We start from the raw sequence: 11,367 nt of genomic DNA, 5'->3' as shown, positions 1-11,367 counted from the left end.
CGGCCCTACTGCTCCGGGCGGTCCGGCCAGACCCCGATGTGGTCCTGTTCCAGCTCCAGCAGCACCCGGGAGCGGATGTCCAGGGCGTCGGTGTAGTCGCGGGGCAGCTGGAGCCGCCCGGCGCGGTCGACGGTGGCGTACTCCCGGGCGACGACCGACTCCTGGCCGTGCTCGTCGACTTCGGTGCGGCGGACCACCTCGGAGGCGGTGCGGCCGTCGCGGATGGCGACCGTGCGCCGGACGGAGCTGGAGACCGCGTGGTCGTGGGTGACCACGACCACGGTGGTGCCCAGTTCCTCGTTGGCGGTGCGGAAGGACGCGAAGACCTGCTCGCCGGTGGCGGAGTCCAGCTCGCCGGTCGGCTCGTCGGCGAGGATCACGGCAGGGTCGTTGGCCAGCGCGACGGCGATCGCGGCGCGCTGCTGCTCGCCGCCGGACATCTGGCCGGGCTGCCGGTCGCGGCAGTGGCCGACGCCGACCATGTCGAGCAGTTCGGCGGCCCGGGCGGCCCGGTGGCGCTTGGCGCGGGGACCGCCGCGGCCGGCGAGCTGCATGGGCAGCACCACGTTCTGGGCCGCGGTCAGGTAGGGCAGCAGGTTGCGGGCGGTCTGCTGCCAGACGAAGCCGACCACGCGCCGCCGGTATTCGAGGCGGGCGGCGGCGTCCATGGCGAGCAGGTCGTAGCCGCCGACGGAGGCGGCGCCCGCGGTGGGGACGTCCAGGCCGGCGAGGATGTTCAGCAGGGTGGACTTGCCGCTCCCGGACGCGCCGACCAGTGCCATCAGCTCGCCCTTGCCGACCAGCAGGTCCAGGCCCTGGAGCGCCTGCACCTCGACGCCGTCCGCGGTGAAGATCCGTACCAGGCGGTCGCAGCTGATCAGCGCGTCATGCCCGTAGGCGGGGCCGTCCCGGCGGGCGGCGGCCTGCTGTTCCAGGTCGGCGAGGCTGCGTACCGCCGGCCGCCCGTCCGCACCGGCCGCACCCGCACCAGCCGTACCCGCACCGGCCGCACCTACACCCGCCGGACCCGTGCCCCCCGCCCCCGCGCCCCGCACATCCCCGCTCATACCCGGTCCCCCGCTCTCAGTTCCGTGCTCTCCCGCCGCCGTCCCGACAGCCATGTCTGCGCCAGCAGCACCGCACACGCCAGTATCAGCAGCCCCGCCGACGGCAGGGCAAGGGCCCAGGGGTTCGCCCGCAGCCCCAGCCCGAAGTCGACCGGGGTGAAGTCGCGCGGCCCGGTCCCGAACGTCAGCGCCCGCAGGTCGATGCCCGGCCCGAGCAGCGGCACCACCGCCAGCCCCACCAGCACCCCGCCGACCGCCGCCAGCAGCACCTGCGGCAGCGTCTCCAGCAGCACCAGCCGCCGCGCCTGCCGCCGCGTCATGCCCATCGTGCGCAGCCGGGCCACCACGGTGGCCCGCCCCGGCGCCGCCTGGAGCAGTGACAGCAGCAGCGCCAGCGCGCTGTAGCCCGCGCCGGCCGCGACCGCCGCCAGGTACAGGTTCCGGGCGCCGCGCTGCAACGGGGTGTCGGCGAGCGCGGCCCGCTCCTGGCTGCGCAGCAGGACCGACACCGACGAGGTATCCATGGCCGCCACCTTGCGCAGCGCCGCCGCGTCGATGTGCCGACCGGGCGCCGCCATCGCCAGCAGCGTCGTGGGCTCCTCCAGCGTGTCCGCCCCGGCGACCGGGTGCAGCGCGGCGACCGAGGCCGCCGACACGAGCACGAACTCGCCGCCGGGCGCGGCCGGTGTGGTCGGCAGTACGCCCGCGGCGCGGATGTCGGTGCTGCCCAGGCCGGTGCTGAGCGACACCGTCTCCTGGCCGACCTGCTCGGCCAGGCCCGGCGAGAGCACCGCGGGCAGCACCTCGTCCGCCCCCGTGCCCCGGTGCCCGGACAGGGCGCCGGACCGGAAGGACGGCAGCCCCACCGCGCGGGTCAGCTTGTCGTACGAGGCCGGGTCGACCAGCACCACCGCGTACGACTCGCTGAAGGTCGCGTCGGCCGAGTTCTGCTCCACCCGCGCCGTGGTGGTCAGACCGACCCCGGGCACCTTGCGTACGGCGCCCGGCAGCCGCGGGGACAGCGTGGAGGTGGCCGCGTCCAGCCGCGCGTCGGCGCCGACCGTCGCCGCGGCCGCCCGGTCCCGGCCCTGGCTGATCCCCGCCAGCACCGAGCCGCCGAACGACGTCACGGTCAGCGCCACCAGCACCGCCAGCAGGGGCAGTTGGCCCCCCGTCGAGGAGCGGCCCGCACGGGCCAGGCCGAGGTGGGTGACCGCGCCGCTCAGCCGCGCCGCCGGACGCGCCAGCAGCCGCAGCGGCACCGGGTACAGCCGCAGCAGGACCAGCGCGGCAGCGATCGCCACCAGCACGGGAGCCGCGGCCAGGAACGGGTCCGTGCCCGAACCGCCGCCCCGCTGCCGCAGCGCCGCCACCGCGCCCACCGTCAGCACCACCACCGTCAGTTCGACCACGAGCCGGCGCCGTGACGGGCGGGCCGTCGCCACGTCCTCCCGCCCGCCCGGCCGCGGCCGCCGCACCGCGAACCCGGCCCGCACCGGCAGCGCCACCACGACGACCGCGGTGGCCAGCGCGGCCAGCAGCACCGGCAGCAGCCAGCGGCCGGTCGGCAGCAGCACCACCGCGAGCAGCGCGCCGACCACCCCGCCCGGCACGGCCGCCGCGGCGGTCTCCGCGGCGAGCCGCCCCGTCACGGCGCGCAGCGAACCCCCGCGCGCCCGCAGCAGCACGATCTCGGCGCGCCGCCGTTCCGCCGCGAGCCCGCCGGCCATCAGCAGCACAGCCAGCGCCGTGGTGCCGACGCCGACCGCGGCCACCAGCACCAGCGGCGCGGTGGCGTCGCGCTCCCGGACGAACTCGCCGAGCACGGTGGCCAGTCCGTCGCCGATGTCCACCGGTGCGCCGACCGTGTCCTGGAGCCGGGCGGCCAGCGGGCCGCCGGACAGCGAGTCCAGCGTGCCGCGCAGTGCCGGGACGCCGTGCGCGGTCAGCCGGCCGACGGCCATCGGCTCGTACCAGTAGAGGGTGACGCCCGCGCCGAGCCGCGGCAGCAGGACGGCGGCGGCGGGGTCGGTGAGCAGCGTGAAGTGCCAGTAGGTGTGGGGCGCTTCGCCGACGCCGGCCGGCTGCTCGTTCACCACCGGGCCGAGCATGTCGCCGTCCTCGTTCCAGTACGCGGCGGCGGGGTCGCGCGGGGCGACGATGCCGGTGATGCGCACGGTCAGCGGGGTCGGGCTCAGCCCCTGCGGGTGGAGGGTGCGGCCGACCTTCAGATGGAGCACCTGGGCGGTCCGCTCCGTCACGGCCGCCTCGACGACCGGCGCGGACGCGTCCTGGGCCGAACTGCGCGGGGCGTGCGGCAGCCGGCCGGACAGCAGCCGCGCGTGCGCGCCGACATCGGCCTGCGCCACGAGGTCGGCGGTCGGCAGGTGCGAGGAGGTGAGCGGCAGGCCCTGGTCGGGGACCCCGGACTCCTTGGCGGTCCGCGCCCCGTACACCGCGGCGCCCGGCGCGAGCGGCGCGGCGCCGGCCAGCAGCGAGCGGACCGAGGACTGCACGCTGCCGATGCCGGACGGGTCGAGCGGCGAGGTGCCGCCGAGCCCCTGCCGCGCGTCGTAGTCCTCGGTCAGCGCGACCCCGCGGTCCGGGAACTGCCCGGCCAGCACCGTCTGCCGCAGCGCCCGGTCCTCGTAGCGGTCCACGGCCCGCGGCAGCGCGGCGGCGAGGAAGGCGGTGGCCAGGACCAGCGCGAACGTCGCGAGCGCCGCGCCGCGGGCCGAGCGCAGCCGCACCCGTACCCAGGCGAGCCGCACGCCCCCGCCGTCCCCGGCCGTACCAGCGTCGCCGGCCGTACCAGCGGAACCGCCCGCGCCACCGGCACCCGCGCGCGCACCGTCCCCGGCTACGACCCCACCGTCCGGCTCCGGTACGGCAGATCCCTGTTCCCGTGCCGCCGCCATCTCAGTCCTCCCCCTGCCGCCGCAGCGCCGTCGCCGGATCGCCGCGCCGTACCGCCGTCGCCAGCACCACCAGCACCGGCACCACCAGGACCTCCGCGAGCAGTTCCAGTACGCGCCCGGCCGGCAGCCGTACCAGCAGGGCCGGCGTCGGCGTCGTGGCCTGCGGGGTCAGCACGATCAGCGGGGCCACCAGCCGGGTCAGCAGCGCGCCGAGCGCCACGCCGACGACCACCGACACCAGCACCAGCAGCCCCTGTTCGGCCGCGATCACCCGGGCCAGTTGGCGCCGGGGCGCGCCCAGCGCCCGCAGGATCGCGAACTCCGCGGTGCGCTCCCGCACGGCGCCGGCCGCGGAGACCGCGAAACCGACCGCGGCCAGCACCGCCGCGGCCACCACGGCGGCCGGCAGCGCCGACTGCGGGCCCGCGCCCAGCGGGTCCGCGCGCAGGTCGGCGGCGGTCTCGTCGGCGACCAGGACGGTGTCGACGTCGGTACGGGCGCGCAGCGCGGCGGCGGTCCGCGCGACCGCGCCCGGCCGGGCGGCGACCCACCACTCGGTGGGCTCCATGGCCTGGCCGTCGTGGGACTGGAGGTACTGGTTGACCGCGCGCAGGTCGACGACCATGCCGCCGACGTCCTGGTCGCGGCCCGCGTCCGCGCCGCCGTCGTCCGCGCCCGACCCGGTGGAGGAGGACCCGGAGGATGCGGCCGAGGAACTATCCGCCCCGGACCCCGTGCCGTCGCCCAGCCCGGGGATCGCGCGGACCGCCCCCACGACCCGCACCGGCACCTGGATGCCGCCCAGTTGCACGGTGACGCGGCCGCCGACCTTCGCGTGCTGCGCGGCGAGGAAGTCGTCGGTGGCGACACCCGCCACGGCGGCCGGGTCGGCGCTGGGCGCGCGGACCAGCACGGTGCCGGTCGGTGCCGAGTCGTACGCGTTCGAGGCGACCCGCACCGACCCGGTGCCGTAGCCCAGGGACAGCGTCGCGGCCCCGCCGACCCGCGGCACGTCGGACGACGGGGCGTGCGCGCCGGGCAGTTCGGCGAGCGCCGGGTCGTCGTAGGAGGGCGCGGCCGACCACTGCTGCGCGGGCACCGTCAGCGTACGAACCGCGCCCGAACCGCCGGTGACCTGCGGGGCCGACAGCGTCAGGGCGTAGGTGCCGCCCTGGGCGGGCATGTCGAAGCCGACGCTGACGGCGGTGACGTGCAGCGGTCCGGCGGGTGCGCCGTCCGTGGTGCCGGCCTGCGCGGCGAGGTCCAGGAGCAGCCGGTGCTGCTTGCCGTCGGCGGGTACGTCGCCGAGCGGGACGGAGTACGGGACGCCGTCGGCGTCCAGGACGGTGACGCCGACGTGGTGGACGACCGCGGCGCCGCCGGGGGAGCCCGCCGCGGGCCGCAGCACCGCCTCGAAGGCGGCCTGCCGGGTGCCGGCGGGCAGCGCGAACCCGCCCCCGGCCCGAACCCCCTGGCGCAGCGGCGCCAGCACCGCGGCGGCCGACCGCCCCCCGGTGAGGTCGGAGCGGAACCGCATCGCCTTCCCGCCCTGCTCGGAGTCGATGGCCAGCACGCTCGCCGTACGGTTCTGGTCGAGGTAGAGGCCGGTGCGGGTGGCCGGTGCCGCCGCCGCGACGCCCGCCTGCCGGGCGAAGATCCCGGGCTGTCCGAACGGCGGGGTGGTCATGCCGGTCACCCGCAGGTCGGCGCCGACCGCGAACTGGGCCTGGTCGCGCTGCGAGCGGTCCCAGCTCGCGCTCTGCCCGATGGAGAAGACGCCCATCGCGATCGCCAGCACCAGCAGCAGTGCCGCGCCCGCGCCGCGCCGCGGCCGCCGCGCGAGCTGCCACCCGGCCAGCGCCAGCGGCAGCGCCCGGCCGCGCTCGGCCCGCCGCTCGCCGAGCCGCGCGACCAGCGGCAGCAGCCGCAGCACCAGCACGGTGCCGGCCAGCAGGCACAGCGCGGGCGCGGCGACGAGGATCGGGTCCACCCCCAGGCCGCCCCCTGCGTTCGTGCTCAACGCGCCGCTGCCCGACGCGCGCCGGTCCAGCTGCCAGTAGGCGATGGCGGCGACGACCAGCAGCCCGACGTCGGCGCCGGCCTGCATCGCGCCCGGCAGGGAGCGGCGCCGGGAGCGCGCGGCCCGCTCGGCGGAGTCGGCGCCGCCGGTGCGCAGCGCGGGCACGATCACCGCGCCGGCGCAGGCGAGCGCGGCGGCCCCGGCGACCAGCCAGGCCAGGCCGGTGCTGCCCGAGCCGAGGCTGACCCCGGTACGGGCCATGGCGCCGGTGCCGGCCAGCAGCCGGGTGATCGGCCCGGCCAGCAGCGGGGCGAGGACTGCCGCGGGCACCGCGAGCAGCAGCGCCTCCGCGCCGGCCAGCCGGGCGACCCGGGCCCGTGAGCCGCCGCGGGCCCGCAGCAGCGCGGTCTCCCCGGCCCGTTCCTCGGCGAGCAGCCCGGCCACCAGCAGCAGCGCGAACCCGGCGAGGATCACCAGTTGCAGCGCGCCGATCAGCAGCGTCGAGCGGGTCACCAGCATGCTGCGGCGCAGCGCGTCGAGCAGCGCGGGCAGGTCGCTGGTGGCGGTGGTGGTGGAGGTGGCCTGGTCGTCGTGGAGCGCGTAGAGGGTCTGCCGGACGCCGTTCTCCAGCCGGTCCATGTCATGGCTGCCGGCCTGCCGGAAGTCCCCGGTGGCCTGCCAGGACATCGCGGCGGCGGTGACCCGGCCGGAGCCGAAGCTGCCCGGGTCGGCGAGCATCGGCCCGTAGGTGGTGAAGGCGACGGTGTGCGCGCCGCGCCCGCCCAGCGGGTCGAGGTGCCAGTATGGGGAGGCCGGGTCGCGTGGCTGGAAGACGCCGCTGACCTGGATCGTCAGCGGGGCGCCGCCCAACCGGTCGGTGAGGGTCAGGACGTCGCCGGGGGCGGTGCCCAGCGCCTGCGCGGCCACTTCGGGGACCGCGACCTGCACCCGCGTCGCGCCGCGTGCGGCCGCGGTCGGCCAACTGCCCTTCACCAGGCGGACCTGGGCCCGGTCGAAGGTGGCGAGCAGGGTCAGGTCGGGGTCGCCGTCCGCGGGCTTTCCGGTGGTCCGGGGCGTCTTCGGCAGGCCGTACGGGCCGGAGCGGGTGCTGCCGCGCACGGTGGTGGGCAGCCCGGCGAACGAGGTGCGCAGGTGCCGCCGTACCGCGGTGTCGACGGCGCCCGTGGTCGTGCCGTTCAGGTCGCTGGTGACCTCGACGGTGGCCTGCCCGGCGGCCTGGTGCTGGAGGGTGCGGCGCAGGGCCGCGTCACCGATCGCCCCCGTGAAGGCGGTGAAGGTCGCGAGCACGCACGTGGTGAGCAGCACCGTCAGGAGCGCGGCCGCGAGCAGCAGCCGGTGGGCCCGGACACGGAGCAGCACGAATCCGGTCACGTGTTCCCCCCGTCAGATGCTGACGAGATGCTCTCAAAGAGAGCTGCGGCGCAGAAGCGGTGCGGCGTATGTCGCAATCCGATCGTGATGGTCCGGCCAGCGGACGGATCGGGCGCCGCCGAGGGGACGGCCGGGGGTCACACGGGGGCAGAGGGGGGCCGGCGGCCGGGGTCAGCCGGGGGTGTTGACCATGGAGGCGGCGGCGTAGACGAGGTAGTCCCAGAGCTGGCGTTCCTGGTCGGCGGGGAGCTGGAGCTCGTCGACGGCGGCGCGCATGTGGCGCAGCCAGGCGTCGTGGGCGGCGCGGTCGACGGCGAAGGGCATGTGCCGCATCCGCAGCCGCGGGTGGCCGCGCTCGTCGCTGTAGGTGCGCGGGCCGCCCCAGTACTGCATCAGGAACAGGGTGAGGCGCTCCTCGGCCGGGCCGAGGTCCTCCTCGGGGTACATCGCCCGCAGCTCGGGGTCGTCGGCGACGCCCAGGTAGAAGCGGTGTACGAGGCGGCGGAAGGTCTCCTCGCCGCCGACGAGTTCGTAGAACGTCTGCTGCTGCAACTCGCCGCGCCGGATCTCATTCACCCTTCCATCGTCGCAGACGCGGCGCCCGCTTCCGAAGGGGAAGGGAGGCGGGGAAAGGGCGGGCGGAAGGCCGGCAGGCGGGGCGGTTCGTGTCGGCGGGCCTTCCGGCGCACCATGGAGGTATGGCCGGGACCTGGCCGGAGGACGGGCGCTACTGGCGCCACGGGCAGCGGCACGCCGCCGCCCCGGGCGAGCTGCGGGCCCGGATGGTCGACCGGATCGTGGCCGGGGGCGGCCTGACCGACCCCGCCTGGCGGGCGGCCTTCGCCGAGGTCCCGCGGGAGCTGTTCGTGCTGGAGGAGGGCGAGGAGCGCACCGGGCGGCTGCTCGCCGGGGCCTACGAGGACCGGCCGATCGCCACCCGTGTCGTCGGCGGCGAACTGGTCTCCTCCAGCAGCCAGCCGTCGCTGATGGCGCTGATGTGCCAGGCGCTGGAGGTGCACGGCGGGGAACGGGTGCTGGAGATCGGCGCGGGCACCGGCTACAACGCGGCGCTGATGGCCCACCGGCTCGGCCCCGGCACGGTCACCACGATCGACCTGGAGCCGGAGATCACGGCCGCGGCCCGCGCCCACCTGGACGCGTACGGCACCGAGACGGCCCGCTCGGTCGAGGTGGTCACCGGCGACGGCGCGTTCGGCCACCCGCCGGGCGCCCCGTACCAGCGGGTCATGGCGACCTGCGAGCTGCCGTCGGTGCCGCCGGCGTGGCTGGAGCAGTGCGTGCCGGGCGGGCTGGTGCTGCTGCCGCTGGCCGCGGGGCTGGTGGCGCTGACGGTGTACGGTCCCGGGCGCGCGCAGGGGCGGTTCCTGGACACTCCCGCGTACTTCGTGCCGCTGCGGGGCGCGGCCGGCGCGCCGGCCGGGGCACCCGAACACGGCCTGGCCGCAAGGGTGTTCGGCGGGGGCGCGGACCGGACCCGCTACGGCCTGACCGTGGACGGGACGCACCAGTGGATCTGGCGGGACCGCCCCGACGGCCCGCTGACCTGGCCGCTCACCGGCGGTTGACCGGCGGCCGGCCGGCTCGCGCGGGCGGCGCTCAGGCCCTGCGCAGCGTGATCGTCGTCCACGCGCCGACGTGCACCCGGTCCCCTTCGGCGAGCGGCACCGGCAGGTAGGGCCGGATGGACTCCTCGGCGAGGTTGACGGTGGTCCCGTTCGTCGAGTCCTGGTCGACCACCGACCAGGAGCCGTCGGGCTGCTGGACCAGCACCGCGTGGTGGTGCGAGACCCCCGGGTCCTCCGGGGAGCGGGACAGGTCGATGTCGGGCGCCTCGCCGGTGCTGTGCCGGCGGCGGCCGATCGTGACCTGGTGCCCGGTGAGCGGCAGCTCCACCTCGGGGGAGAACGCCGGGAAGTACAGCTGCCCGGCGTCCGGGCCGCTGCGGGCCATCATCGCGGTGAAGTACGCCCGGTCCGCCGCGATCACCGCCACCCAGCCGGCGCTGGTGCCCGCGGCCGCGGAGGACGACCGGCCGCTGCTGGTGGAGCCGGTCGGGCCGCTCCCGGTGCCGCCGGTGTCCGAGCGCCGGGCGGGCCTGGACGGCGGCTCCAGCTCGAAGTCCCCCGAGCCGGAGCCGACCGTGACCGAGCCGTCCGGCACCGACTCCGCCGGGCGGTTGACCTGCGAGGGCCGCGAGGCCTGCGAGTCCTCCCGCTGGTACGGCGGGTAGTCGGGCGGCGGGACCGGCTGCGGAACCGGCTGCGACGGCACCACGGTCGGCGTGTGGGTGAGGAAGTTGTAGCGGCAGCCCTCGCAGAACAGCGCCGCCCCCTCCCGCGGTGTCCCGCAGCTCGGGCAGTGTTCGCCGCCCTCGCCCTCGCCGCCGAAACCGGGGGGCGAGGGCGAGGACGGCGGCGTCGAATACGGCGAGGACGAGGACGACGTCGCGGAGGACGCCGGCCGCGATCCCGCGGCCGGTGCCGTCAACAGCACGCCGCAGACCTCGCACCAGTCGGTGGCGCTGTTCTGATGGCCGTTGGCACAGATCGGCATGGTGTCGGCTCCCCCTCCGCCGGATTCGGGCGGCTCCAAAGGTTGTGCGCGAGCACGTTGTACCCGATGGCTACTTCTTCACGCGTACGGTCTTCGTCGACCGCGTTTCCAGGGTCATCTCGTCCGCGTCGGCGACCTTGGGCTTCAACCGCACAGTACCGTTCGCGGCGTCGACCACGTCCACCACCTTGGCCAGCAGCTTGGCGGTGTCCTCGTTGCCGGAGGCGTTGGCGAGCTGCACCGCGCGGCCCAGCTTGGCCGTGGCGGAGTCCATGTCCCCGGACTTGCGGGCCTCCAGGCCCTGCTGGATCACCTGCGCCAGCTCCGCCTGCCCGGTGTAGTGGGCGACCTGCGGGCTGATCCGGGTGGAGGCCGCCATGTCGTCGGTGCCCAGCGCCCGCACCAGGCCCTGCGCCAGCACCTGCGTGCTGCCGTCGGGCTCCGGGAGCACCAGTGACACCCGCGCGGCGAGCATCTCCTGGCCGACGACGACCGGCGGCACCTTCACACAGACGTGGTAGTCGCGCGACTCGTCGCCCCATGACCCGGTCGGGTAGTCCCCGATCCGTGGGCCGGCCTGCGTCCGCCGCCCGGTCAGGTCCTCCACGGTGGGCGCGACCTGCTTGACGAAGGCGATCTCGGCGTTCTGCGGGGTCCACACCCGCAGGCTCACGTCGGCGACCTCCTTGCCCATCGCGTTCTCCATCATCGCCTGGAAGTCCGCGGCCAGACCGGCCGGGTCGGCGACGATGTCCACCGAGCCGAGCAGCGCCGAGGCGATCCCGGTGACCTCCTTGACCTCCCAGTCCGTGCCGACCCCGCGCGCGTCGCAGGTGAAGCGGCCGGCGCAGTGGTCCAGTGCGCCGCGCAGGTCCTCCGGCTTCTCGTGCTCGTTGCGGCCGTCGGTGAGCAGGATGCCGTGCCGTATCGCGACGTCGGAGCCGGACAGCAGCCGGTCGGCCAGCCGCAGCCAGGTGCCGATCGCGGTGCCGCCGCCCGAGGTGAGCTTGCGCAGCGCCTGCTTGGCCTGCGCGCGGGTGTGCGCGTCGGCCACCGCCAGGCCGCCGTCGGCCGGGTAGACCTCGCGGGCCTGGTGGGTGCCGGCCACCACCGCGAACGACACCCCGTCGCGCAGCGTGTCGATGGCGGCCGCGGTCGCGTCCCGGGCGTTGCGCATCTTCGTCGGCGGGTACTCCATCGAGCCGGAGCAGTCGACCATGATGACCACGCCGGCCGACGGCGCGCCGCCCGGCAGCGGCAGGCCGCCGGACGTGCCGCCGCCGGTCGAGGTCACCGTGACGATCGCGTTGACCTCGCGGCCGCCCTCGGGCAGGTACGCGTTCTGGTAGACGTCCACGGAGAACTGCGGCACGTTCGACTTCGAAAGACTGGGCAT

At 76.4% G+C, this 11,367-nt stretch carries 7 protein-coding genes; 1 reads left to right on the top strand and 6 read right to left on the bottom strand.

All coding sequences use genetic code 11. The features are described 5' to 3' along the window. Positions 1 to 5 precede the first annotated feature (5 nt). From AC3EVP_RS32935 to AC3EVP_RS32920, 4 genes are all read right to left on the bottom strand, one after another. Positions 6 to 1,067 carry an ABC transporter ATP-binding protein gene (locus AC3EVP_RS32935; RefSeq protein WP_435136370.1) on the bottom strand — a complete coding sequence of 354 codons (1,062 nt, stop codon included), beginning with the start codon at positions 1,065 to 1,067 and terminating at the stop codon, positions 6 to 8. Then, positions 1,064 to 3,838, bottom strand: a complete 2,775-nt coding sequence (locus AC3EVP_RS32930; RefSeq protein WP_435136367.1) for an FtsX-like permease family protein — start codon at positions 3,836 to 3,838, stop codon at positions 1,064 to 1,066. The genes AC3EVP_RS32935 and AC3EVP_RS32930 overlap by 4 nt, the downstream gene beginning before the upstream one ends. A 148-nt stretch (positions 3,839 to 3,986) precedes the next feature. Next, the gene (locus AC3EVP_RS32925; protein ID WP_435136364.1) at positions 3,987 to 7,397 is read right to left on the bottom strand and encodes an FtsX-like permease family protein; all 3,411 of its coding nucleotides are present in this window, start codon (positions 7,395 to 7,397) and stop codon (positions 3,987 to 3,989) included. 171 nt (positions 7,398 to 7,568) lie between these two features. Further along, positions 7,569 to 7,973: a globin gene (locus AC3EVP_RS32920; RefSeq protein ID WP_435136361.1), complete on the bottom strand. Its 405-nt coding sequence runs from the start codon at positions 7,971 to 7,973 to the stop codon at positions 7,569 to 7,571. 122 nt (positions 7,974 to 8,095) lie between these two features. On the opposite strand from AC3EVP_RS32920, the gene AC3EVP_RS32915 reads away from it, so the two are divergent. Then, positions 8,096 to 8,983, top strand: a complete 888-nt coding sequence (locus tag AC3EVP_RS32915) for a methyltransferase domain-containing protein (RefSeq protein WP_435136358.1) — start codon at positions 8,096 to 8,098, stop codon at positions 8,981 to 8,983. 31 nt (positions 8,984 to 9,014) lie between these two features. Here AC3EVP_RS32915 and AC3EVP_RS32910 read toward each other — a convergent pair whose 3' ends face one another. Together AC3EVP_RS32910 and AC3EVP_RS32905 are read right to left on the bottom strand one after the other, a co-directional pair. Further along, the gene (locus AC3EVP_RS32910) at positions 9,015 to 9,971 is read right to left on the bottom strand and encodes an FHA domain-containing protein (RefSeq protein WP_435136355.1); all 957 of its coding nucleotides are present in this window, start codon (positions 9,969 to 9,971) and stop codon (positions 9,015 to 9,017) included. A gap of 70 nt (positions 9,972 to 10,041) precedes the next feature. After that, the gene (locus AC3EVP_RS32905; RefSeq protein WP_335977984.1) at positions 10,042 to 11,367 is read right to left on the bottom strand and encodes a vWA domain-containing protein; all 1,326 of its coding nucleotides are present in this window, start codon (positions 11,365 to 11,367) and stop codon (positions 10,042 to 10,044) included.

The organism is Actinacidiphila sp. bgisy144, assembly GCF_057708105.1.
The sequence above is the reverse complement of the archived record's forward strand: the minus strand, read 5'-3'. Positions and strand labels throughout refer to the sequence as shown.

Coding starts and splice junctions, on each gene's coding strand:
- AC3EVP_RS32910 (WP_435136355.1), bottom strand. CDS start 9,971: ATGCCGATCTGTGCCAACGGCCATCAGAACAGCGCCACCGACTGGTGC.
- AC3EVP_RS32935 (WP_435136370.1), bottom strand. CDS start 1,067: ATGAGCGGGGATGTGCGGGGCGCGGGGGCGGGGGGCACGGGTCCGGCG.
- AC3EVP_RS32915 (WP_435136358.1), top strand. CDS start 8,096: ATGGCCGGGACCTGGCCGGAGGACGGGCGCTACTGGCGCCACGGGCAG.
- AC3EVP_RS32905 (WP_335977984.1), bottom strand. CDS start 11,367: ATGCCCAGTCTTTCGAAGTCGAACGTGCCGCAGTTCTCCGTGGACGTC.